At 38.5% G+C, this 23,034-nt stretch carries 25 protein-coding genes; 3 read left to right on the forward strand and 22 right to left on the reverse strand.

Going from position 1 to position 23,034, the window contains the following annotated elements; all coding sequences use genetic code 11:
• Together AS180_RS15450 and AS180_RS15460 are read left to right on the forward strand one after the other, a co-directional pair.
• On the forward strand, nucleotides 1-240 hold a 240-nt coding region (locus AS180_RS15450), incomplete at its 5' end, for a transposase domain-containing protein (RefSeq protein ID WP_139109142.1).
• Nucleotides 241-675: 435 nt separating this feature from the next.
• Nucleotides 676-1,826, forward strand: a protein-coding gene (locus AS180_RS15460; RefSeq protein ID WP_090752845.1) for an IS3 family transposase whose coding sequence is annotated in 2 segments (ribosomal slippage) — nucleotides 676-916 and nucleotides 916-1,826 — 1,152 coding nt in all. Because the reading frame shifts where the segments join, the coding sequence is not laid out codon by codon here.
• Nucleotides 1,827-1,829: 3 nt separating this feature from the next.
• On the opposite strand, the gene AS180_RS15465 is transcribed toward AS180_RS15460, so the two are convergent.
• Nucleotides 1,830-2,021 carry a hypothetical protein gene (locus AS180_RS15465; protein ID WP_156413496.1) on the reverse strand — a complete coding sequence of 64 codons (192 nt, stop codon included), beginning with the start codon at nucleotides 2,019-2,021 and terminating at the stop codon, nucleotides 1,830-1,832.
• A gap of 296 nt (nucleotides 2,022-2,317) precedes the next feature.
• On the opposite strand from AS180_RS15465, the gene AS180_RS15470 reads away from it, so the two are divergent.
• Nucleotides 2,318-3,442: a site-specific integrase gene (locus AS180_RS15470; protein WP_025910292.1), complete on the forward strand. Its 1,125-nt coding sequence runs from the start codon at nucleotides 2,318-2,320 to the stop codon at nucleotides 3,440-3,442.
• A gap of 60 nt (nucleotides 3,443-3,502) precedes the next feature.
• Here AS180_RS15470 and AS180_RS15475 read toward each other — a convergent pair whose 3' ends face one another.
• The 21 genes from AS180_RS15475 to AS180_RS15570 all read right to left on the reverse strand — a co-directional run bounded on the left by AS180_RS15475 (nucleotide 3,503) and on the right by AS180_RS15570 (nucleotide 22,867).
• The gene (locus tag AS180_RS15475; protein ID WP_061786357.1) at nucleotides 3,503-4,735 is read right to left on the reverse strand and encodes an aminopeptidase; all 1,233 of its coding nucleotides are present in this window, start codon (nucleotides 4,733-4,735) and stop codon (nucleotides 3,503-3,505) included.
• A gap of 157 nt (nucleotides 4,736-4,892) precedes the next feature.
• On the reverse strand, nucleotides 4,893-5,054 hold the full coding sequence (locus tag AS180_RS22700; protein WP_156413497.1) for a hypothetical protein: 162 nt from the start codon (nucleotides 5,052-5,054) through the stop codon (nucleotides 4,893-4,895).
• A 115-nt stretch (nucleotides 5,055-5,169) separates the two neighbouring features.
• The gene (locus AS180_RS15480) at nucleotides 5,170-5,781 is read right to left on the reverse strand and encodes an AmiS/UreI family transporter (protein ID WP_025910287.1); all 612 of its coding nucleotides are present in this window, start codon (nucleotides 5,779-5,781) and stop codon (nucleotides 5,170-5,172) included.
• Between the two features lie 133 nt (nucleotides 5,782-5,914).
• Nucleotides 5,915-7,096 (reverse strand): NupC/NupG family nucleoside CNT transporter, encoded by a 1,182-nt coding sequence (locus AS180_RS15485; RefSeq protein WP_025910286.1) that lies wholly within the window; start codon nucleotides 7,094-7,096, stop codon nucleotides 5,915-5,917.
• Between the two features lie 99 nt (nucleotides 7,097-7,195).
• Nucleotides 7,196-7,597, reverse strand: a complete 402-nt coding sequence (locus tag AS180_RS15490; protein WP_025910285.1) for a cytidine deaminase — start codon at nucleotides 7,595-7,597, stop codon at nucleotides 7,196-7,198.
• 88 nt (nucleotides 7,598-7,685) lie between these two features.
• The gene (gene deoC, locus AS180_RS15495; RefSeq protein WP_025910284.1) at nucleotides 7,686-8,360 is read right to left on the reverse strand and encodes a deoxyribose-phosphate aldolase; all 675 of its coding nucleotides are present in this window, start codon (nucleotides 8,358-8,360) and stop codon (nucleotides 7,686-7,688) included.
• 113 nt (nucleotides 8,361-8,473) lie between these two features.
• Nucleotides 8,474-9,775, reverse strand: coding sequence for a pyrimidine-nucleoside phosphorylase (locus tag AS180_RS15500; protein WP_062687114.1), 1,302 nt, complete (start codon nucleotides 9,773-9,775; stop codon nucleotides 8,474-8,476).
• Nucleotides 9,776-9,896: 121 nt separating this feature from the next.
• Nucleotides 9,897-10,844 (reverse strand): sugar-binding transcriptional regulator, encoded by a 948-nt coding sequence (locus tag AS180_RS15505; RefSeq protein ID WP_062687116.1) that lies wholly within the window; start codon nucleotides 10,842-10,844, stop codon nucleotides 9,897-9,899.
• A 120-nt stretch (nucleotides 10,845-10,964) separates the two neighbouring features.
• On the reverse strand, nucleotides 10,965-11,231 hold the full coding sequence (locus AS180_RS15510; protein ID WP_062687118.1) for a hypothetical protein: 267 nt from the start codon (nucleotides 11,229-11,231) through the stop codon (nucleotides 10,965-10,967).
• A 131-nt stretch (nucleotides 11,232-11,362) separates the two neighbouring features.
• Complete coding sequence (locus AS180_RS15515; RefSeq protein WP_025910279.1) at nucleotides 11,363-12,010, reverse strand: VC0807 family protein; 648 nt, start codon at nucleotides 12,008-12,010, stop codon at nucleotides 11,363-11,365.
• Between the two features lie 62 nt (nucleotides 12,011-12,072).
• Nucleotides 12,073-12,414, reverse strand: a complete 342-nt coding sequence (locus tag AS180_RS15520) for a DUF1033 family protein (RefSeq protein ID WP_025910277.1) — start codon at nucleotides 12,412-12,414, stop codon at nucleotides 12,073-12,075.
• 127 nt (nucleotides 12,415-12,541) lie between these two features.
• Nucleotides 12,542-13,783: a dicarboxylate/amino acid:cation symporter gene (locus AS180_RS15525; RefSeq protein ID WP_025910276.1), complete on the reverse strand. Its 1,242-nt coding sequence runs from the start codon at nucleotides 13,781-13,783 to the stop codon at nucleotides 12,542-12,544.
• Nucleotides 13,784-13,929: 146 nt separating this feature from the next.
• Nucleotides 13,930-14,310, reverse strand: a complete 381-nt coding sequence (locus tag AS180_RS15530; protein ID WP_025910275.1) for a DUF4181 domain-containing protein — start codon at nucleotides 14,308-14,310, stop codon at nucleotides 13,930-13,932.
• 133 nt (nucleotides 14,311-14,443) lie between these two features.
• Complete coding sequence (gene yiaA / locus AS180_RS15535; protein WP_025910274.1) at nucleotides 14,444-14,914, reverse strand: inner membrane protein YiaA; 471 nt, start codon at nucleotides 14,912-14,914, stop codon at nucleotides 14,444-14,446.
• Nucleotides 14,915-15,143: 229 nt separating this feature from the next.
• Entirely contained in the window at nucleotides 15,144-15,326 is a 183-nt protein-coding gene (locus AS180_RS15540) for a hypothetical protein (protein WP_025910273.1), read from the reverse strand.
• 229 nt (nucleotides 15,327-15,555) lie between these two features.
• The gene (locus tag AS180_RS15545; RefSeq protein ID WP_025910272.1) at nucleotides 15,556-15,756 is read right to left on the reverse strand and encodes a DUF6501 family protein; all 201 of its coding nucleotides are present in this window, start codon (nucleotides 15,754-15,756) and stop codon (nucleotides 15,556-15,558) included.
• 47 nt (nucleotides 15,757-15,803) lie between these two features.
• Nucleotides 15,804-16,574, reverse strand: a complete 771-nt coding sequence (locus AS180_RS15550; RefSeq protein ID WP_035320890.1) for an alpha/beta hydrolase — start codon at nucleotides 16,572-16,574, stop codon at nucleotides 15,804-15,806.
• A gap of 235 nt (nucleotides 16,575-16,809) precedes the next feature.
• Nucleotides 16,810-18,090 (reverse strand): 2-oxoglutarate dehydrogenase complex dihydrolipoyllysine-residue succinyltransferase, encoded by a 1,281-nt coding sequence (gene odhB, locus AS180_RS15555; RefSeq protein ID WP_025910269.1) that lies wholly within the window; start codon nucleotides 18,088-18,090, stop codon nucleotides 16,810-16,812.
• A gap of 16 nt (nucleotides 18,091-18,106) precedes the next feature.
• Nucleotides 18,107-20,965 (reverse strand): 2-oxoglutarate dehydrogenase E1 component, encoded by a 2,859-nt coding sequence (gene sucA, locus AS180_RS15560; RefSeq protein WP_025910268.1) that lies wholly within the window; start codon nucleotides 20,963-20,965, stop codon nucleotides 18,107-18,109.
• A 450-nt stretch (nucleotides 20,966-21,415) separates the two neighbouring features.
• The gene (locus tag AS180_RS15565) at nucleotides 21,416-21,865 is read right to left on the reverse strand and encodes an OsmC family protein (protein WP_025910267.1); all 450 of its coding nucleotides are present in this window, start codon (nucleotides 21,863-21,865) and stop codon (nucleotides 21,416-21,418) included.
• A 105-nt stretch (nucleotides 21,866-21,970) separates the two neighbouring features.
• Nucleotides 21,971-22,867 (reverse strand): NAD-dependent epimerase/dehydratase family protein, encoded by an 897-nt coding sequence (locus AS180_RS15570; protein WP_025910265.1) that lies wholly within the window; start codon nucleotides 22,865-22,867, stop codon nucleotides 21,971-21,973.
• Between the last annotated feature and the right edge of the window lie 167 nt (nucleotides 22,868-23,034).

The following is a 23,034-nucleotide window of genomic DNA, read 5'->3' on the forward strand; positions in this document are numbered from 1 at the left end:
ATTCGTCCAAATGTTATTGGTCGCAAAAACTGGCTCTTCTCCGTGAGTGAAGCAGGCGCTAATGCGAATGCCATTTGTTTGAGTTTGGCTGAAACGGCCAAAGCAAACGGAATTGATTTTTATCAGTACTTGGTAAAGCTGATGACGGAATTACCTAATATATCGTTTCATCAACACCCTGAGATTTTACATAATTACATGCCATGGTCAGAGAATATTCAAGCCACATGTGCAAAATAGCCAGCTAACTGAAAAAAATTCAGTTAGCTGGCCGTTCGTCGTGCGTACCGTGAAGGTGCGCTATTTTTTATATTTCGGGCTTACTATTTTACTTTAAGAATTTCAATCGAATCATTACATAGTTTTCCTCGAATCTATCTCTTTGTTTCAACCCTTAATTCCATGCCTCTTATTATCAAAGTGCATCTTTTCTTCCATTCTTAATCATATTTTTAGGTAAATTATACCATAATCAAACAAAGTTTGATCATCACCTAAAAAATATTTAGATTTTTACTTAGATTGCACTACTCCTATTCTCTATATCTAACTTTCTATACTGGGTGAAAACAGTCCTATGTAATCACTCTTTATATGTGTCAGTGGATTTAGTATAGTTTCATGGATACCATTTAATTAAGTCCTTACAATTATTTTTGAGAGGATGTGTCCGAAATGGAACGTAAACGTGCAGGCAAAAGATACAATGATGAGTTTAAGAAAACCATTGTGGATTTATATCATGCGGGAAACTCGGTTAAAGATTTAAGCAGTGAATATGGCGTATCAGAAGTAACAATCTATAAATGGGTGAAGGCATTTACGCCTATCAGTTCAGAAGAAGGTTCTCTAACTCCGAAAGAATTAGCTGAGATTCAGAAGGAAAACCTTCGGTTAAAACAAGAACTAGATATTCTAAAAAAGGCTATGGCCATATTCGCGAAAAAGTAACAGAAGCAGAGCTCAACCATTTTATTGAGAAATATAAAGAGCAATACAGCGTTCAGAAAATGTGCGAAGTGTTAACGATCCCACGAAGTAGCTACTACCACTCGTTCAAAAAAACGGTATCAAAACGTGAACAGGAAAACCAGAAGCTGACGAAAGAAATCCAACGAATTCATTTAAAAAGTAAAGAGGGTTATGGTGCTCCGAAAATTCATAAGACTTTAGTAAACAATGGGTGTTATCTAAGTCTAAAGCGTGTTCAGCGCTTAATGAAACAGGCAGGAATTTGTTCGATAACAAAGAAAAAATACCGTCCCTATCCATCAAAAGAAAAGGTGGTACAACTGACTAATCTGTTAAAACGAGATTTCTCTACACAGACGATTAATGAGAAATGGGTGGCAGATATTACGTATATCACTACAGTAAGAGATGGTTGGTGCTATTTGGCGTCCGTATTGGATTTACATTCTAAAAAAATCGTTGGCTATTCTTTTTCCCGTTCAATGACATCTGAACTGGTCATTGAAGCACTTCAAAACGCTTATACTGCTCAAAAGCCCGGAAAGGGCTTAATTCTTCATACCGATCTTGGCTCACAATACACAAGTAGTGAGTTTACTCAACATGTTCACAAATACGAGATTAAGCAGTCTTTCAGCCAGAAAGGCTGCCCTTATGATAATGCCTGCATAGAGTCGTTTCATGCCATATTAAAGAAAGAAGAAGTGTATCATACGCAATACACAGACTATTCAGCTGCAAAAGTAGCCATATTTCAGTTTATAGAAGGATGGTATAACCGAAACAGAATCCATAGTAGTCTCGGCTATCAAACTCCTCAAGCGATTGAGGATCAAATGAGAAAAACAGCTTAAGACTTAACTTTTTTGTGTCCAAACTATTGACTTAAATCCAATGTATTTATTACAGTTTTCGGGTAAATCATTAACATCGACTTTAAACGTTTCTCTATAGTTTGTGAAAATATATCCTTTTTCTTCATAATACTTTCTATATCTTTGATGCCACTTCATTTCAACTTCTTGTGGTATGAGCAACATATCATTCATCTCCTTGACAATATAAGCCTATTTATCGACAAGATGAATTAGAATTAAACTATTTGATTTAACATTTATTTATTAAAAGATATTGAACCAGTGGTAGAAGCCCCTCAGTTAAGATAAACACCTCTTATAAATGTAAATTCTTTTGATTTCTCACAAAGATTGTTAATATTCCCCAATACCACAATACTTACCACCTTCGCTTAGACAAGAAAATAATATCTTGATTAAACACAACATGCTAAAATATGTCTAGGAAACCTTTTACAAGCTTAGGAGCAATATAGGAGGCTCTTAAGGTGCAAGGAAGTATAAAGAAAGATAAAACAACAGGTAAATATTATTTCATAGTAGATATTGGTAGAGACGAACTAACTGGGAAACGAAGACAAAAGAAAAAACGTGGTTTTACAACGAAGAAAGAAGCAGAAAAAGCTTTAGCGGTTGTACTAAACGAATTGAACTTAGGTACTTTTATAGAACCACAGCTTATTGATTTAGACAGTTTTATAAGGGAATGGTTTGTAGAAAGACAGACTCAGCTAGCTAAAAGTACACTAAAGAACCATCAGTGCTTATATCGAAATCATCTTAAACCTAAGTTAGGTCATTATAAGCTACAAGATTTGAATCCAATCGTTCTTCAAAAGTTTACTAACAGTTTGGTAGCAGATTCTTCTCTTAGTCACAATTCTATTCGAAAGCTGTTATTTTTAATGAATCAGCTTATGAAGAAGGCACATGGTTTAAAGCTCATCTCTGAGAATCCATTAATGCACGTGAATATACCAAGAGAAGTAAAATCTGAAATGAGCATTTGGGACTTGAAGCAAGTAAATTACTACATTGCTAATGCCAAACAAAATAGATACTACACAATTGTTCTTATGGCTCTGCTTACTGGGATGCGAAAAGGAGAAATCCTAGGGCTACGATGGCGAGATATTGATTTTGAAAAACAAGTTATCTACATTAGACAAATCTATGACGGGTATGCAAAAGAACTTAAGGTAGGGGCTAAAACAGCGGCTGGTGTGCGTTCTATTCATATTCCTGATATGCTCGTTAATCAATTGAAAAAAGAGCGTAAGAAAGTATTAGCTAACAAACTTAAACAAGGTACGGCTTATAACGATTATGACTTAGTAAACTGTACAAAGTTCGGTAACCCTTTAGATTCATCTACTTTATCAAAGAGATTTAAGAATCATGCTAAAAAACTTGGACTACCTGTCATACGATTTCATGATTTACGTCATACGCATGTAACCATGTTGATTCAGCAAAATGTGAATGTGAAGGTTATCTCCGAACGTGTTGGACACTCTTCCATTCAAATTACACTAAATCAATACAGCCACGTCTTGCCGAGTATGCAACAAGAAGTGGCTGATAAATTAAATACTTTATTCGTTAATATGTGACCAGCTTGTGACCAATCAAAAGGTTAAGGTGGTTAAAACCCTACTACATCAAGGTTTAATTCAAAACGCCCAGTTCCCTTTTCTAAACACGGGCTCGCTTGTACCGTCAGCTTTGATGCCGTCGATGTCCATTTCAGCTGAGCCAATCATGAAGTCAACGTGGGTGATGCTGTCGTTTGCTCCGTTTTCAGCTAGCTCGCCTTTTGACATTGTTTTTCCGCCTTCTAAGCAGAAAGAATACGCGCTGCCAATCGCTAAGTGATTTGATGCGTTTTCGTCAAACAGCGTGTTGTAGAAAATGATATCAGACTGGGAAATTGGTGAGTTATGTGGTACTAGCGCCACTTCACCTAAATATTTTGCTCCTTCATCTGTATCAATTAGCTGCTTTAACGTTTCTTCTCCGTGCTCTGCTTTAACGCCTGTAATTTTTCCGTTTTCAAACGTAAGCGTAAAGTTTTCGATCAGGTTACCTGCATAGCTTAATGGCTTTGTGCTTGTCACCTGGCCGTTCACACCGTCTTTTTTCGGAACGGTGAACACTTCTTCTGTTGGCATGTTCGCCATGAAGTCATGCCCTTTTTCGTTCACGCTTCCAGCGCCTACCCAAATATGCTTTTCAGGTAGTTCAATTGTTAAGTCTGTACCTGGTGCTTTATAGTGTAGTTTTGCAAAGTGCTTTTCATTTAGGATATCCACTTTTTCATGTAGATTGTCGTTATGTTTTGTCCAAGCAGCTACCGGATCTTCTTGGTCCACACGTACCGCTTTGAAAATCGCTTCCCATAGCTTTTCTTCTTGCTTATCTTCCGGTGCGTCAGGGAATACCTTTGCCGCCCACTCTTTTGATGGTACGGCTACGATTGACCAGCTAATTTTATCAGATTGAATGGCTTCTCTAAACTTTTTCATCGCTTGACCGCTTACACGTTGGAACGTTGCGATACGCTTTCCGTCTACGCCTTTTAATAGATCCGGACTGCTTGAGATAACGGATAAAACAGCTCCTCCATTTTCAACAAGCGCTTCGCGTTCTTGAACTCGCCAAGCTGGGAATTCTTCAAATACTTCATCCGCTGCTTTTTCATACTTCAAGCGAACAAGATAATCATCTTTAAAATCAACGTCAACTGACTTTGCGCCAGCTTCATACGCTTTTTTAGCTACTTCACGTACGAATGATGCCGATGCAACATCAGCAGAAATATGTAAAACTTGCCCTGGTTGAATATTGACGCCAACCTTAACCGCTAGCTCAGCGTACTTTTCAATATTGCGTTCAAAATTTAACATAATCTGTCCCCTTTACTAAAAAATTCTTCCACTGTTATTTTAGCATAAACGAATAGCGCAATGATAATATTTGCGTTTTTAGTTTACATAATAAAATTACAGAAAACAAAAAAAGAGTTTGGGACATAACAAAATGATTGGTTCTAAAAGACGAACACTAGCTGTTCCCATCTCTTTGATTCGTCTCAACACGTTCGTTCCATTGCGCTACGGTCACTCGCTTTCCGCGGGGAGGAACCTGAGCTTCCTCGCTGTGCTGCGGGATCTCCGTTTTCCCTCTCTTTCCCGCAGGAGTCGAGTGTCCTACGCTCCATTCCACCCTGTTTCCAAAAGGGTTTTCACAAACAAACAAAAAACCTGAACGATTAAAAGTTATGAACTCTCAATCGTTCAGGTATAGTAGAGGCTGAACTACTTATGTCTCAGTCTCTTTTTTATTTCATCAGCACGCGTCGCTCATTAAAGAATAACTTATAACCTAGGTAGATAAAGTATAAAATGGCAACTGACAGCACAGCAATCCACATGTAGTAAAGACCTTCTGCTCCCCATACGCCTGTTAAGTTAAAGAGTGCCGGGATGGTAAGCGTAATCCACGACTGGACAACGGCGACTTTTCCCACATATTCTGTAATATCCCGCTCCTGCGTGTTGATAAAGTAAAATAGAAACCAAAGAAATGCCCACAGCAACCACGTTAAGCCGTTTACAACGTCACCATATCTTGTAAAAGCGATGGTCATATAAACAAGAGCTAAAATCGATACCCAAAGCGAATAATAGCCAAGGCCTGTTCCTTCCATTCCTTTGATAACGGTTACACCAACATACAAATACGTTAAGCCAAATAAGAAAATAGCGGCTTTTTCGTAAAGCACCCAGTTTGTTTGATCTGAAACAATAATTAAATAAAACGGCGCAATCATTTGAAAGACGCCGACAAATAGGTTAAACACCCCGACGTTTTTATCGTTTGCTTTTCCTAAAAGCATCAGCCCGTTTAAAAACAGCGCTGCTCCTGATAGTAATAATCCAATGCTGTCCATGTTGTCGTAAAGAATACTAGACTCTTTACTACCTCCTTTATATGTGCTCGAAGTACTGTATGATTCTTATCTTTCCACAAAAGAAAAAAGCAATCCTGCCCGCAGCAGAAATGCTTTTCCTTCTTCATTTGTTTTATAAAATAAAGCTTACAATAATCGCTGATAACACACTTACTAACGTTGCACCGTACAATAAGCGTAAACCAAAGCGAGCCACTGTGTTTCCTTGTTTTTCACTTAAGCCTTTAACAGCTCCAGAAATAATACCAATTGAAGAGAAGTTTGCGAATGACACTAAGAATACAGAAACAATTCCTAGCGTACGCTCACTAAACTGTCCAGACATATCCGCTAAGCTCATCATCGCCACAAACTCATTCGTTACAAGCTTTGTTGCCATAATTCCACCAGCAGCTACCACTTCTGAACCTGGAATACCCATAATGAAGGCAAATGGTGCAAATACATAGCCAAGAATTTCTTGGAACGAAATTCCAAGAATCATTTCAAATACGTTGTTAATGGCTGCGATTAGCGCAACGAATCCAATAAGCATTGCCCCTACAATGATGGCTACTTTAAATCCATCCATGATATATTCGCCAATCATTTCAAAGAACGTTTGTTTTTCTTCATCTTGCACTTCTAAAATATCTTCATCTGTCGTTACTGTATACGGATTAATAATCGACGCAATGATGAAACCACCAAATAAGTTAATAACGATTGCTGTTACTACATACTTTGGCTCAATCATTGTCATGTACGCACCAACAATTGACATTGAAACCGTTGACATTGCAGACGCACATAATGTATATAGACGGTTTGGAGGTAGTTTATCCAGCTGTTTCTTTACTGTGATAAATACTTCTGATTGACCTACAATCGCAGAAGCTACTGCGTTATAAGATTCAAGTCTTCCCATTCCGTTAATTTTGCTTAAAAGAAGACCAATACCCTTCATGATGAAAGGCAAAATCTTAAAGTGCTGTAGAATCCCAATTAATACAGAGATAAATACGATTGGAAGCAAAACCGTTAAGAAAAATGGAGCTGTTCCGTCGTTCGCTAAGCCCCCAAATACAAATTCAATTCCTTCAGCAGCATATTCCAATAATTTATTAAACGTTGTTGCAATTGCATCAATGATGATAAAACCAAACTTTGTGTTTAATAGAAGCATTGAAAGCAGCAGTTGAAGCACAATCATAATAAGGATTGGCTTATACTTAATGCCTTTTTTATTGTTACTTGCTAAAAATGCTAAACCAAACACAATTAATAACCCTAGTATTCCAATTAAGTATTGCATGTAATAGACTCCCCACTAGTTGTATAAATTCCCATTTAAATCCTATCCTTATAGGCCTTAAACAGCTGCTGCCGAGAGCGTTTTTTTCAAAACAATTCTTTACGTTTTGTGTAAATCTTTTGATGAAAAGAACCCTGGTAACAACTCATTAATGTTTGTCACAACGTGATCGCCTTTTAAATTAGCTAAAATCACGACTGTGCCTGGTGAAAAGAACTCAGCTAAAACTTGACGACAAGCTCCACATGGAGAAATTGGTCCCTCTGTATCCCCAACAACTGCGATTGCTTGAAACTCTTTTTCACCTTCTGAAACAGCTTTAAAAATCGCCGTGCGCTCTGCGCAGTTTGTTAAACCATAGGAAGCGTTCTCGATATTACATCCGTGATATAGTTTTCCGTCCTTTGTTAAAAGAGCTGCACCTACATGAAAATTTGAATATTGAACATATGCTTGTTTACTTGCAACAATTGCTTCATCAATTAATTTTTTCGGTTCCATTCATTCATCATCCTTTTTCATGGTTTAAAGCAGGTTAGCTCAGTGTATAAGCTAACCCGCTAGACATTCTCTTCAGATTCTAATCGAATTAGTATGAGCTGTTGCTAATTTCGCCTTTAGCAATTGAAACACCAGAGCTTGCACCGATACGCGTAGCACCTGCTTCAATCATCGCTTTAGCGTCTTCTAATCCTCGTACGCCACCAGATGCTTTTACGCCAAAGTCTGGTCCAACTGTTTTTCTCATTAACGCAACATCTTCAACCGTTGCGCCACCTGTTGAGAAGCCAGTAGATGTTTTAACAAAGTCCGCACCTGCTTTAACAGATAGTTCACAAGCTTTTACTTTTTCTTCGTCTGTTAATAGACATGCTTCAATGATTACTTTCACTAATGCTTTACCTTTTGCAGCGTCAACAACTGCTTTAATATCACGCTCTACTAAATCGTAATTTTTGTCTTTTAACGCACCGATGTTAATGACCATATCAACTTCGTCTGCACCGTTTTCAATTGCATTTGTTGTTTCGAATGCTTTTACTTCTGGTGTGCTTGCCCCTAGTGGAAAACCAATTACCGTACATACTTTTACTTCTTGTGCATCGCGTAATAACTCAGCAGCTTTTTTAACCCACGTTGGATTCACACATACAGATGCAAATGAATATTCTTTTGCTTCCTGTGCAAGTACTGTAATTTGCTCTTCTGTTGCGTTAGCTTTTAATAAAGTGTGGTCAATCATTTTTGTAATTTCGTTGCTCATGTTTAATTCTTCCTTTCAATCCTCTTATAAAGTAAAATTTTAACCTGTAGAAGCTCTATTTCTCTTCCACTGAATACCTAGTTGAACCATCGCGGCCTTTAGGCGCACTAGAATTAATGGATTTCTTTGTAGATGAGCGTTGGTGCATCTACCTGTTCAGATACAATTGTATAAGAATCGTAAATAAAGTTCATTACTTCATCCACGTTTTCAGAGTTACTATGAATTGTTACAAGCGTATCGCCCTTCTTAACAGCATCTCCTACTTTTTTGTGCAGTACTACACCAACAGCTAAATCAATCACTGATTCTTTTGTTGCGCGACCTGCACCAAGTTTCATTGCTGCTACGCCGATTTGCTCAGCAACAATTTCTGATACATAGCCATCTGCTTTTGCTGGAACCGAAATTTTATAAGAAGCATCCGGAAGCTGTGATGGATCATCTACTACGGATGCATCTCCACCCTGTGCTTCAAGGAATGTTTTAAATGTTGCAAGTGCTTGTCCGTTATCGATCACTTCTATTAATAGCGCACGCGCCTCTTCAAGGCTGCTTGCTTTCTTTGCAAGCATAACCATATGGCTACCTAACGTCAAGCATAATTCTGTTAAATCTTCCGGCCCTTCACCTTTTAACGTATCGATTGCTTCTTTCACTTCTAGCGCGTTTCCAACCGCAAATCCAAGCGGTTGACTCATATCAGAAATGATAGCTTTTGTGTTTCGTCCAACACCTTTTCCGATTTCAACCATTGCTTGTGCTAATGCTTCTGCATCTTTTAAGTCTTTCATAAACGCACCGTTTCCAGTTTTAACATCTAAACAAATTGCGTCTGCACCCGCTGCAATCTTCTTACTCATAATTGAGCTTGCAATCAGTGGAATTGAATCAACTGTTGCCGTTACGTCACGTAGTGCGTATAAACTTTTATCTGCTGGCGTTAAGTCACCGCTTTGTCCAATAACCGCTAGTTTGTTTGTGTTTACTAGACGAATAAATTCGTCGTTCGTAATTTCAACGTGGAATCCTGGGACAGCTTCTAGCTTATCGATTGTTCCACCCGTATGACCAAGGCCGCGACCTGACATCTTAGCGACCGGTACGCCTACCGCTGCAACAAGTGGTCCAAGTACTAACGTTGTTGTATCTCCTACTCCACCTGTACTGTGCTTATCTACTTTAATGCCTTCAATTTCACTTAAGTCAATTTGATCACCTGAGTTTACCATCGCTGTCGTTAAATGAACGCGCTCTTCCTGCGTCATATTCTGGAAATAAATTGCCATTGCTAGTGCGGACATCTGATAGTCAGGCAAGTTACCATTTGTATATTCAGTAATAATAAAGTCAATTTCACTTTTTGTTAATTCTAAGCCATTTCGCTTTTTTTCAATTAGATCTACAACTCTCATTGATATGGCCTCCCCATGCGCTTTCTTTTCAAAATTATAACGCTTTCAACAACTTACATCTTCACTATATCTCAACATTGAACAGATGTAAATATTTATTTTGACATTTGTTCAATGTTTTTTATGATGTCACTTTTTCAAGCAGCTGCTGAGCTGTAAATGGGTCTGTGACTAGTGTATTAACATACCCGCCTTTTATCGCACCGTAAATACCTTCCACCTTGTGCGCCCCTCCCGCTACGAGGATCGAATGTTCCTTTTGCTTAAGTTCTTCTAAATCTAAACCAAGCGTGCGTTCATTTAAGCTCGGGTTGCAAATACACCCATTTTCATCGAAAAATCGCGAACAAATATCACCGACTGCGTGCGGATCTAGCTGTTTTAAATCCTCTTCTGTGAAATAACCTAGCTGAAACAGCAAAGAATCTGTTTTAATAGGACCCGTCGTAAAGATCGCAATATTTGCTTTTTTGCCAAGCTCTAATATTCCTTTTATATGACGATCAGCTTCCATTGCCTGCTTTACTACAACATGATCAACAATAGCCGGAAGCGGTAAATAAAGAGGAACGGTGCTATAAGCATTTCCAAACAGATGCAGTATTTCAGAAGCATACGTATTGGTTTCAGAATGGCTAACTCCACCTTTTAACTGTACAACTTTCACATCTTTTACACGCTTATTTTTGAGCTTCATCCCTACATGATAAAGCGTTGTTCCCCACGTTACGCCAATAATATCTTCATCTTTTACAATTTTATCAAGGTAATCTGCTGCTGCTTCTCCTAAACCTTCCTTTACAAGGTTTCGATCTTCATGAGGTATAGATGCGACAATTGCTTTTTTTAGTTTAAACGTTTGTTCTAGCTGAGCTGATAGCTCTTTCACATCGATGGTAGAATCGATAATTTTAATTTGTACAATGCCTTCAGATTTAGCTTGTTGCAGTAAGCGTGAAACAGTTGGCCTTGAAACTCCAAGCTTTTTAGCAATTTCATTTTGATTATAGTCAAACAGATAATACATCTTTGCTGCTTCGATTGCTTTCGTTAACTTGTCGCTTTCCATAAGCATCCCCTTTACGTCAGTATAGCGTTTTCATTTTTCTATCTTACCAAACAATGAACATTTTTATAATACTACCTGAACATTTTTTCAAAAAAACCTCTCTTCTACTCGAAGAAAGGCTTAGCGGTTGACGGCATATACGACAAACAACACAATATTCAACATAATAAGAGCAACCCCCGCAAGGAGCCACTTTGTTCCCTGAGACTTCTTCTCTCCTTCTTGCATTTCAAAGCCTCGGATAGCAAACACGATTCCGAGTGTAAAAAATAAAAAGAATGTTTGACGATAATCAAAAAAAGCTAAAATCAAAAAAATGGCTGTAAAAAATACTATGATCATTTCTAATGCTATATACGGCTGTTTTTTACATACTAACAGTTTCAAATTGCACACCTACTCTTTATCCAAGTTCTATGACAACTTATTTTACTATTTTTTCGCGAGCAGGTGTCAACGTTTGATGTACTGTTCACGTATTTGTAACAAAAGCGCTCCCATGTTGGGAAGCGCTTTTATTATTCATTCATATTTGGATTCACCGGATTATCGATTCCTGTTTTCTCTTGAATCTTTTTATAAATAAAGTACGTATAGATGGCGATCAAAATTGAGAACGCCCACGTCACTGCTTGGCGAAAGACAATCATGTTGCCATACCCTTCAACACCGTACTTTTGAATAAGAACGTATTTTACAATGGCTAAAAACACATAGCGCCCCGCAAATAAAACGGTTAACCAGTTCATCATTTTAAAGAGATCTTGCTCAAAGAATAGCTTTTTTGAATCTTCACGCTTATATCCCATTAAATAGGCCGTATCAACAAAGAAATATAGCCCAATTGGACGCTTCACTAAAATCGTTATAAACGTAAAAATAGCTAGTCCAATCATAAAATAAACCTGATTAACCAGCATGGTTTCTGCATTACCCGACAATAAATCTACAATTGTTCGCGCAAGCAAGGTAATAACAAGAAACAGTCCCGTTACGTTAAATTGACGCTCTTTAATAAACGTATAGATGGTATAGAAGAATGCAGGGGCTGTCGATAATAAAATGGCGTAATAATCACCGATAAGATCTTTTCCCTGATTCCAGATAAGGTACGGGATTGCAATGTAAAAAAGCAAGTCAAACCATACTCGTTTTGAATTGTTCATAGCGCCCTCCTTTTCCACTATTGTTAGTGTAATTATATGGGAAAATGATGTAGAAGAAAAGGTTATTTCATTTGCAGAAACGAAAAGCCTTCCTCGTTTTCATTTAGATCATATACGTCTTCACCTTTCATAAACAAGACGCCGTGGAAAATTTGAAGATCATCATCACACGCTTCACAAAACTCTTTCTCACAGTCATTCCAAAAGGTAAAAAGAGATAGCTTTTTCATATGAACGTGGCGATAACTCGCTTGATGTTCATGAATAAGCCTTGTATAATGCTCAAGCGCTTCTTTTTTATGGTCGAATTCAATCGTTTCAATAATGTCTTTTTCCCAACCATCTAGAAAAAGCCACGGTTCACAGTCAGTTTTAATTTTATGGACTTTCCATTTTTCATTCATAATACTTCGCTCCTTACTTCTTCTTACAGGATGCTTACTCTTTTATTATTCAAGAAAAACACCCTCGAATCAAGTAATACGCTAAAAGCGCACCAGCTATCTTTGAGCTGATGCGCTTTCACGTTTGCTACGAAGCGATTCGCTTTGTATCTATTTGTTTTTTCAGCCAACCTTTACCTTCTACAATGCGTGACACAAGCATAGAAGATACGTTATCTCCCGTTACGTTCACCATTGTTGCAGGTGGATCGACAATCATGCCTAGCGCGGCCATAACCGGAAGTGCTTCAATTGGCAAGCCAAACATCGTTAAAATCAACATCTCACCAACTGCGCCTCCGCTCGGTAGACCCGCAATGACAACACCACATAAAATAGCAACAACAACGGCTTTCACAAACGTATCGATGCCGCTGAAATCCATATCGAATAGCGTAAAGGCAAATGAAATTTTTAAGATTGCAGCCAAGCAAGACCCGTCCATATGTACGGTTGCTCCAATTGGAATGACCGTTTCTCGCACATCTTTTGGAACGCCCGTTTGTTTAGCTGCCTCTAGGTTAACAGGCACGCTGGCTACGCTGCTCCCTGTCCCTAAAGCCGTAACCGCTGGCGTTAAGATATTTTTCCAAAAACGAACGATCCCTTCTTTTCCTCCTGCTAAAAAGGCATAAAGCGTAAAGCCAACAAAGAAGTATAAAAGAGCTACCGGGTAATATACGGCTACTGCTTTTGCATACGTTCCTAATAAATCAGGACCAAATACACCAACTAACGACGCGAAGTAAGCAAATAACCCAATTGGTGCCACGTACATCACAAGCGTTACCATTTTCATAAACACCTGTGAACCTGATTGTAGTACTTTCACAAACGGCTTTCCAGCTTCACCAATTAGCGTTGCTGATAATCCTAAAAGTACGGCAAAAACAATAAGTGCAAGCATATGTTCACGAGACAGTAAATCCACAAAGTCAGACGTTGTAAATGCTTGTACAAACTGATCGGCAATATTAATATTTTCTACCTGATCTGGCTTTTCAATTGTAATTGGTGACGCATCAACTGATAAAAATGCCTTAACTGCAAAAAGCATTAATAAAGATGAAATAATGCCAGTCAAAATAAAAACGCCAAACATTGAGCCAATGATTTTTCCAAAGCGATTCATATTCGCAGTGTTTGATACGGCTGCTGCAATGCTAAAAAACACGAGCGGCACAACAACCATAAACATTAAGTTTAAATAAATGTCCCCTAGTGGCTTTAACACTTCTGCTTTCTCTCCAGCAAAAAACCCTACTGCTCCACCAGCAAAAATAGATGCTAGTAAAATGAGCGGAAAGCGATATGGTTTTAACGCGTACATAAACATCCTCCTTCTAATTAAAACGCTCACAAAAAAAGCGACAGCATGCGCGCTGTCACTTTTTTGATTTTACTATAGTTTTAAAATTGGTCAATCCAGCTTTAGCCCCTTTTAACAAATTGTATACTTCCGACTTTTCCAAATAATTATAAAGATATGATAACAAGCAGTGCTAGCATAAATACTACTCCAAGGAATTCATAAACATAGCTCTTTGACTCTTTATCAGTCATCCAATGCTCAATTCCTCGCAAAGTATCTACTAAAATAAAAAAGCCACACACTGGCAGTGCTCGAATCCAGATGGGAAACTCATCGCTTCTCTCTGAAAACGTGACAACACCAAGAAAATAAATGAACAATACTACTATGATACCTTCAATCACCCTATACAGCCTCTTTCTATCTTTGGAAAACAGACTTACACGCTTTTCTTGAATATTTAACCTCTTTTTCAAATAGTAATGGCTAGTTGAAAAGTAAAGTATAAAAAGAAGAATGACACCTATTAAACCCTCATAATTCATTTAAATTCCCCTTTAGCAAGCTATAGTATATTAAGATAATATCATAATTAAAGGGTTAAATGTAATTATTTGCATAAAGAACCCTCCACTTTCAAAATAAAAAGTAGAGGGTTCTATGTACGCAAAAGAGCTATTAATCTCGCTCTTTTGCTCGTTGCGTATCTCGAATATTTTTTTGAATTGTCACTACTGCAAACAAGCTCAACACAAATGACATGCCGTAGAAGCCTTTTTCGCTTAGCGTAATACTCCCTGCGTTATATAAACCAATAACCATTAATGAAATCGATACAATAAGTGCAAACCAGCTAATTCCATAATAAATACCTGTAACAGGGATATCTTCCTCTTTGTCTCGAACGGCTTTTTGAAGAGATACCGCTGAATAAAGTCCAAATACTAAAACAGCAAAATAGTAGCCTTTTTCATTTAGCTCCATCGTTGCGTTAAATAATCCAACCAAGTAAGCTACAACTCCAATCAGTAGCGCTCCCCAAGATGCTCCTTTAAAAGCTGAAGTTGGCTCTCCTTCTTTTCGTTCTACCTTAACCTTTGGCTCATCTTGGTTTCGCTTCTCTGGAAATAGTTCATGCTCATTCGCCATTTAGGTTTTCGCCTCCTCTTCTCTCTTAATCTAAACAAATACGCGATTGTACGTTCACTTATACCATTATATAGAAAATAGGTTAAATTAATAGGTGTTTTTGTCATCTTTTAATAAGACTTTATGCTCAAAATAAATAAATAAATAAATAAATACACTTCTGTTTTTTATACAAAAAAAGAAACAGCTTCATGAGCCATCTCTTTTCTACGTACGACGCTTTTAACGCTTAAATATTCTTTTTCATGCCACAGCTAACGCATTCTCGCAAAAATTTCCCTTCTCCTACACTACTTTTAAAATGAACGCTCTCGCAGTTGTCGCAGCGACCCGCAACTTTATCAGGGAGATCTTTGTATTCATATACTTTGTCCAGATCAATATTGGCATATAAACCTTCTTTTTCTTCCACCTTAAACACTCCGATTTCATTTGAGATTGCTTCTATATCATACCAATATTAATTTAAGAATAAAAGACGCCTTCTTTATTTTCTCTCGGAGTAGCTACCTACAGCATACACTTGTTCTTAGCTGCTGGTTTTACTTTATGTTTATTATTTAGAATATAGTTTTTTTAGATACTTAGATGCGTTGACACACACTCATAAAAAAACCACCGCATCCGCAGTGGTTTTCATCTTACGCTTCAAAATATTCTTTGTAAAAGCCACCAACTTGACCTGTGTTGTCGACTACAAAGTAAAACTCTTCCGTTTCATTTTTTACATCGTATACTTTTCCTGCTGTTAGCACGTTTTCTACCATGTACTTTTTCGCATTCGTATGTACACATTTTACTTGTTTGATGGTTGGACGATCATTCCACTCTAAATGAATCATATTTGGTCTCTCCTTTTGAACGATTGGACGTTAACTTTGCCCTTCGTTCATTTTACCCCAACTGCTTTTTTTTTCGCAACTGTCGCTTTAACAAAACGTGCCGTATGTTGAATAATTTGGTCTTTATCATAGTCCATGGACGCTACATGATACGAATTAGGAAGCATAACTTGATGAGCTGTTTTTGAACGAATATGCTCCAGAATATAAGCTGAGTTGCTTGGTGGTACAACATGATCGACTGTGGATGTTAAAACTAGCGCTGGGCACGTTACGTAAGATAAGCGTTCCTCCGCTTCATCCATTAAAGATAATAGCTCGCGCATTGAACGAACGGGTACCTTATCATACGTAATTTCATGTACGTTAGGATCTTTGATATCCGGCTTATCTTCTTTTACATAGCGAAGTGTATGTGCATTTCTGTAAGCTTCCATTGAAGGAATTGAATTCATTGCTGGGTTAATAGCAATTACGCCTGACAGGTCTAATCCTTGACTTGCGGTATGAAAGGTTAACGTTCCGCCCATCGATTGCCCTAGGATGAAGACGTGCTCACATCTTTCTTTTAAAAAGCGATAGCCTTCTAAAAAGTCTGCTTTCCAATTTTCATAGGTTGCCTGTTCAATATCTCGATAGTGAGTTCCATGGCCCGTTAGACGAATTCCATAAACCGTATAGCCTTTAGCTGCCAAGCCTTGGCCGATATGTTCCATGCTTTGTGGCGTTCCCATAAATCCGTGAGAGACTAAAATACCAACTTCATTCCCTTTATGATAAAAAGCTTCCGCTCCTTGAATAACATCATAACGTTCCATTATTCTTCACCCTTTACGCTCAAATTTTCTGACAAGATTGATTATTTATATAATACACCTATAATTCCTATAAGTCAACTGGGTTTTTATTTTTTACAGAATTGTCAAAAAACATCAGAGTATGTCTCTAGCGCTTCATTATCAACAAAAAATCCGAACTATAAAAGAGTCGTTAACTCTCAATAGTTCGGATAGATCATTGACTAAAATACTTATGTCCCAGCCTCGTTTTTCATTAACCTTCTAATAATAATGTTTCTGGATCTTCTAACAGTTCTTTCACTGTTACTAGGAAACCAACGGCTTCTTTTCCATCAACAATGCGGTGATCATAAGATAAGGCAATATACATCATTGGACGGTTTTCAATACGGTCTTCGTCAATTGCAACTGGACGAGTCTGTATTTTGTGCATTCCTAGAATCCCTACTTGTGGACCATTTAAGATTGGCGTTGACATTAATGAACCGAATACTCCACCGTTTGTAATCGTAAATGTTCCTCCCTGCAGGTCACCTAGAGCTAGCTTATTGTCACGCGCTTTTTTCCCAAGCTCAAGGATACTTCCTTCAATACCTGCAAACGTTTTGCGGTCTGCATCACGAACAACTGGTACAACAAGCCCATCCGGCGCAGATACGGCAATACCGATATCATAGAACTTTTTAATAACAAGCTCGTTGCCTTGAATTTCAGCATTTAATAATGGATACTTTTTCAGCGCTGCTACAACGGCTTTTGTAAAGAATGACATAAAGCCAAGTTTTACATCATGCTGTTCAAAGAATTTGTCTTTACGACGCTTACGAAGTTCCATAACAGCTGTCATATCAACTTCGTTAAATGTTGTTAACATCGCAGCCGTTTGCTGTACTTCCACTAAGCGATTTGCAATCGTTTGACGACGGCGTGACATGCGTACACGTTCAACTGGTTTATCACTGTTCTCACTTACTGTTGGAGAAGGTACCGGCTTAGATTGACGAGCACTTTGAGCTTTTGCATCAGCTTTTTGCTCTGCTGTTTTTTGGCTAGCAAATGAATCGATATCATGCTTGCGAACGCGGCCTAACGGATCTGCCGTTGGCACTTCGTCAAGCTTAATGCCTCGCTCTCTTGCAGCTTTACGCGCAGCTGGAGATGCAATTAACCACTGCTTTTGCGGAACCTCTTCCTTCGCTTCTGCCGCAGGTGCTACCTCTTCTTTTGCTTCTTTTTGTTGAACAGGCTCTTCCACTTTTACTTCTTCCTTCACTTCTGCTTTTGGCGCTGGCGCTTGACCATCGGCTGCTAAGCGAGCAATTGTTTCCCCCACTTGAACCGTATCTCCTTCACCTGCTAGAAGCTCCGTTAGTACGCCTGAATCTTCCGCTGTAATCTCAACGTTTACTTTGTCAGTTTCTAATTCAACGATATAGTCGCCTTTTTCAACAAAGTCTCCTACCTGCTTAAGCCACTGTGCTACTGTTCCCTCTGAAATTGATTCTGCTAATTCCGGTACTTTAATTTCTCCCATTGTTCATTCCCCTTCCTTATCGTGTCACTACATCATTAGCGATTTGTGTTTTCGTTAATGCTTCTTGTAATATACGCTCTTGCTCTTGTCTATGAGTGGTTGGGTCTCCTTCTGCTGGGCTTGAACGTCTTCTGCGTCCAATGTAATCAACGCTCACGCCTTCAGGTGCTACTTCGCGAAGCTTAGACTCAACATAATTCCATGCACCCATATTCTCAGGCTCTTCTTGCATCCACGCAATTTCTTTTAAGTTTGGATATTTAGCAAATAAATCAGCTACAACTCGTCTTGGGAATGGATAGATCTGCTCAAGGCGTAGTACATGTAACCAATCTAGCGACTTATCAGATTTTTGGATGCGATCTGTTAAATCTCCGCTAATTTTACCGCTGCATAAAACGATACGCTCAACTTCTTCTGTTTTTTCACCTAAGTTTGGTTGTTCGACAACTAAGCGGAAAGAACCGTTTGTGAACTCTTCCATATTTGATACGCTAAACGCACTTCGAAGCAAGCTTTTTGGTGCCATTACAACAAGTGGACGCACCTCTTCTTTTTTCAAAACAGCCGCTTGACGACGTAATAAGTGGAAATATTGCGCCGCGCTCGTTACGTTTGCCACCGTCCAGTTATTTTCAGCAGCTAGCTGTAAGAAACGTTCTAATCTTGCGCTTGAATGTTCTGGCCCTTGGCCTTCATGTCCGTGTGGAAGTAAGAGAACCATACCTGATTTTTGTCCCCACTTCGCGCGACCTGCTGAAATGAATTGATCAATGATAACCTGACCAGCATTTGCAAAGTCTCCGAACTGAGCTTCCCAAATCACAAGTGTTTCTGGTGCAAACACATTATACCCGTAATCAAATCCTAACACTGACCCTTCAGAAAGAGGACTGTTACGAATATCAAAGGAAGCGCTTACGTTCTTCATTGTGTGCAGTGGTGAGTATACATCCCCTGTCTCATAGTCATGCAATACAAGGTGACGATGAGCGAATGTTCCACGTTCTGAGTCTTGTCCTGTGATACGAATTGGCGTACCGTCACGTAAAATGCTTGCAAATGCAAATGCTTCACCTAGTGACCAGTCTGCTTTACCATTTTCTTCAAACGCTTTCGCACGTTTTGACAAAATACGGTCTAACTTTGGAAATACCTTAAAATCTTCTGGATACGTCACAAGTTCTCGGTTAATTTCTAAAAGCTCTTCTTTTGGCACAGACGTATCTAAAGTTGGAATACCATTAAATACTGCTTTTGGCATTTCCATAATTTGATGACGCTTTTCTGCTTTTGGTGGTACTTTATCATAAGCAGTCTGCAATTTCTTTTGAAGTTGCTCACTGATTTCATTCACTTGTTCTTTAGTAACCACTTGTGCTTTCTCCAATTGTTCAGCGTAAAGCGCACGAACCGTTGGACGCTTTGTAATAATTTCATACATCTTCGGCTGCGTTACAAATGGCTCATCCATTTCATTGTGGCCAAATCGACGATATCCAATCAGATCAATTAAAAAGTCTTTATTAAAGCGGCGACGATACTCATATGCAAAGTAAGCCGCTGCCAGACATGCTTCTGGATCGTCTGCGTTTACATGGACAATCGGAATTTCGAATCCTTTTGCTAGATCGCTCGCGTATTTCGTTGAACGAGAGTCTACGCTTTCCGTTGTAAATCCAATCATATTGTTAGCGATAATATGAATAGTTCCACCCGTTTGGTACCCAGAAAGCTGATTTAAGTTTAGCGTTTCTTGAACAATTCCTTCACCTGGAAACGCTGCGTCACCGTGAATTAGAATCGCAAAAGATTTCGTGATGTCTTGCTTTGGATAACCGTTTGTTTGGCGATCGTCCTGAGCAGCTCTTGTAAACCCTTCCACAACTGGATTAACGAATTCCAAATGACTCGGGTTACTTGCCAATGTCAAACGAGCTCGAACTGTGTTTTCAGCTTTAATTTGCTTATCTGCACCTAAGTGATATTTTACGTCTCCTGTCCAACCATAGTTAATGCCGATTGAACCCTCAGATGGTACAAGCTCTTTATTCGGTGAATGTTGGAACTCAGCAAAAATCATCTCATACGGCTTGCCTAGTACGTGTGCTAACACATTTAGACGTCCGCGGTGCGCCATTCCAATATTAACTGTTTTCGGACTTTTTTCGACAGAGCGTGCAACTAGCTCATCAATTAATGGAATAAGCATATCTACGCCTTCAATTGAGAATCGTTTTTGTCCGACAAATGTACGATGTAGAAATTGCTCAAATCCTTCTACTTCCGTTAGACGCTTTAATACTGAAATACGCTTTTCATCAGAAAGAGGTTGGAAAATTGCTCCTGACTCCACCATTTCAGTAAGCCACTTATTCTCCTCCATGTTATGTACATGATGGAATTCAAACGCCATTGTCTTCGTGTATACATCGGTTAAATACTCAATTGCAGCCAGACCATCCTTTACATGTGCAGGCGCATTTGCGCAAAGAATTTCAACCGGTACTGCTTTTAAATCTTCCTTTGATAATCCATAGTCTTCTAGATGTAGAAGCACAGGATCTTTCTTACCGCTTTCTAACGGTTTGATTGATGCATATAAATGACCGTATGCACGAATATTTTCTGCTAGCTTAATGGCAGCGGCAATCTTAGCCGTATTAGCTGCTGGAACAGGCTGTGTATCTCCCGCTTCAGCATAGCTGCTATCAAGCAATGGCGGTGCACCCCAATAATCAAATAGTTCTTTTAGTTCTGGATCTACTAAATCCGACTTTTCTTCATATAACTCATACTGTTCTAATACATAGCCATAGTTTGGGCCCAAAAACCCTTTCCAAGGCTCACCTCTGTTTGACGTTTCGTTACCCATTTAAAAACCCCCAACGAGTTATAATAAGTGAAATCTTTATTCAACTTTTAATGTCTTACTAGAATTAAAGTACTAAAAGTGATTGATTTCGCATTTTCAAAATACTGATTGCCTTATGGTCAGACATCTTTACAAGCTGGATGTTCTTCCAGTACTTGTATTTGATATCTGTCTCTATTTTACCACTGTTAAGCCTGTCAATCAAAATGAAATCGCTATATTTCTTTAATTTTTTTTACTTTTTTAATAGTCTTACGACTTTTTGAAAGCACTTTATAAGTAAAGTGAATTACTTATCAAAATAAGTCTTAATGATTGGTTATCACACAACTATCCATACAAATTAATTGCCTAAAATTAAATTTCAGATATAATAACTAGACGCTATAACTCTCATTTCTTTCAGTCATAGTTTTGCTCGTCAAACGAAAAAAAGAAGCTTACATTGAATTAAGCTTCTTTTTCTTCTATCGTACCTTCTAATTCAATTTTTACGTTCCCTTGAATTGCTCGTGAAATCATGCAGGAGGTCTCTGCTTTTTCCATGAGGCGCTGCACGCGACTTTTTTTCTCCATATCCTTTGAATCTAACACAACATGTGGACGGTGAATGATTTTTTCATAGGTAAACACACCTTTGGTGACGTCCACGACTGCTTCTGAATCCATTGTAAGAGCTGCTTGCGAAATACCGCTTCTTTCAAGCATTGCAGCAAGCGTAATAATATAGCATGTTGCAGCTGCTCCAAGCAGCATTTCATCAGGATTTGTACCGATTCCAGGTCCATCCATTTCTGGTGGGATTGAGATTTGTGTTTTTAACTGACCAGAATGAATTTCGCCTACTTCATTGCGTCCTCCTGGCCAATTTGCGTTTAAATGAAAATGATGCTTCGCCACTTTGTCCCACTTCCTTCATTATAATTACTTCTAGTATAACGCCACTGTTGGTATGTTAACATCATTTTGCTCATCAAAAAAAGACTACGAACCCGCAGTCTTTTCTTAATATAACGGAACAATTTTTGCTTCAGCTACTTTTTTCTTAATTAAAGGCGGCAGCCATTGGCGCACATCAGAGAATTCATATCCCCAAAAACTAGCCTTTTCATTGCTCATGGTCCACGAATGATCTAGCCCATAAGGTGACGCGTTCTCATCCGTTACTCTTTTCGTAATTTTCGCCTGCTGGTTTGTTTCAGTTTCTATTAAACTCATTAACTCTTTTAGCGAAATGACGCCGTTAGAGCATGCATTAATCGGTCCTTTTAGCTTTTGCTCTCCGCACCATGCTAAAAACGCTCCGGCTTCTTCTCGTGAAATAAAATTGAGCTGTGCATCAATATCAGGAAAACCTATTTCTTCTTGATGCATCACCTTATCAATATGAAAGCGAAGACGATTCGTATAATCATTATCACCTAATACAATCGGAATGCGTACAGCAGTTACTGAAAAAGGTGCTTTTTGAAAGAGTACGGCTTCAGCTTGTCGCTTTCCTTCTTGATAAGAGATATTTTCTTTTCTAGCATACGATATTGGGTACGTATATGGATCAAAATCTTCTTCGTGAAAATGTTCTTTTGAAGAGCCATATACAGATAAGGTAGATGTTAGTACATAGTGGTTTGTACTATCTCGAAAAGCGTCTACAGCTACTAAAGCGCCATGAGATGAATAGCAAATTTGATCAAAAACCACATCCCACTTGCGCCCGCGTGTTGCTTCTATAATGGATTGTTTCTCAACGCGATCCAACTTAATTCGCTCTACTCGATCACCAAACGAATCTTCACGCTGTCCACGGTTTGCAATGGTAACCTGTACTTTTTTCGCGAGCAATTCTTCAACGAGATTCGTGCCAAAAAAACGTGTACCGCCTAAAACAAGTGCTGTTTTCATCTTTTCTCCACCTTTCATAATATCTTCTTTCTTATCATACCATTATTATCCATAGTTGCGCACTTTTTAGTTGTGAAACTTTTTTATCATTTTCAATGGATATTTTGTCATTTTTTTTATTTGTTCATGATAAGATAGCCATATTGTTATGTAAAACCGTAGACTTT

Source organism: Priestia veravalensis, assembly GCF_001457055.1.
Classification (GTDB): domain Bacteria; phylum Bacillota; class Bacilli; order Bacillales; family Bacillaceae_H; genus Priestia; species Priestia flexa.

What these genes read in the sequence shown, in the direction of transcription:
- AS180_RS15520 (WP_025910277.1), bottom strand. Translation starts at nt 12,414, where the DNA reads ATGAATGAAAAATGGAAAGTCCATAAAATTAAAACTGACTGTGAACCG.
- AS180_RS15480 (WP_025910287.1), bottom strand. Translation starts at nt 5,781, where the DNA reads ATGGACAGCATTGGATTATTACTATCAGGAGCAGCGCTGTTTTTAAAC.
- AS180_RS15485 (WP_025910286.1), bottom strand. Translation starts at nt 7,096, where the DNA reads ATGCAATACTTAATTGGAATACTAGGGTTATTAATTGTGTTTGGTTTA.
- AS180_RS15525 (WP_025910276.1), bottom strand. Translation starts at nt 13,783, where the DNA reads ATGTACGCGTTAAAACCATATCGCTTTCCGCTCATTTTACTAGCATCT.
- AS180_RS15550 (WP_035320890.1), bottom strand. Translation starts at nt 16,574, where the DNA reads ATGGAACGTTATGATGTTATTCAAGGAGCGGAAGCTTTTTATCATAAA.
- sucA (WP_025910268.1), bottom strand. Translation starts at nt 20,965, where the DNA reads ATGGGTAACGAAACGTCAAACAGAGGTGAGCCTTGGAAAGGGTTTTTG.
- AS180_RS15465 (WP_156413496.1), bottom strand. Translation starts at nt 2,021, where the DNA reads ATGAATGATATGTTGCTCATACCACAAGAAGTTGAAATGAAGTGGCAT.
- deoC (WP_025910284.1), bottom strand. Translation starts at nt 8,360, where the DNA reads ATGAGCAACGAAATTACAAAAATGATTGACCACACTTTATTAAAAGCT.
- AS180_RS15545 (WP_025910272.1), bottom strand. Translation starts at nt 15,756, where the DNA reads ATGATTCATTTAGAGTGGAATGATCGTCCAACCATCAAACAAGTAAAA.
- AS180_RS15505 (WP_062687116.1), bottom strand. Translation starts at nt 10,844, where the DNA reads ATGGAAAGCGACAAGTTAACGAAAGCAATCGAAGCAGCAAAGATGTAT.
- odhB (WP_025910269.1), bottom strand. Translation starts at nt 18,090, where the DNA reads ATGGGAGAAATTAAAGTACCGGAATTAGCAGAATCAATTTCAGAGGGA.
- AS180_RS15570 (WP_025910265.1), bottom strand. Translation starts at nt 22,867, where the DNA reads ATGAAAACAGCACTTGTTTTAGGCGGTACACGTTTTTTTGGCACGAAT.
- AS180_RS15475 (WP_061786357.1), bottom strand. Translation starts at nt 4,735, where the DNA reads ATGTTAAATTTTGAACGCAATATTGAAAAGTACGCTGAGCTAGCGGTT.
- AS180_RS15530 (WP_025910275.1), bottom strand. Translation starts at nt 14,310, where the DNA reads ATGAATTATGAGGGTTTAATAGGTGTCATTCTTCTTTTTATACTTTAC.
- AS180_RS15515 (WP_025910279.1), bottom strand. Translation starts at nt 12,010, where the DNA reads ATGAACAATTCAAAACGAGTATGGTTTGACTTGCTTTTTTACATTGCA.
- yiaA (WP_025910274.1), bottom strand. Translation starts at nt 14,914, where the DNA reads ATGGCGAATGAGCATGAACTATTTCCAGAGAAGCGAAACCAAGATGAG.
- AS180_RS15490 (WP_025910285.1), bottom strand. Translation starts at nt 7,597, where the DNA reads ATGGAACCGAAAAAATTAATTGATGAAGCAATTGTTGCAAGTAAACAA.
- AS180_RS15500 (WP_062687114.1), bottom strand. Translation starts at nt 9,775, where the DNA reads ATGAGAGTTGTAGATCTAATTGAAAAAAAGCGAAATGGCTTAGAATTA.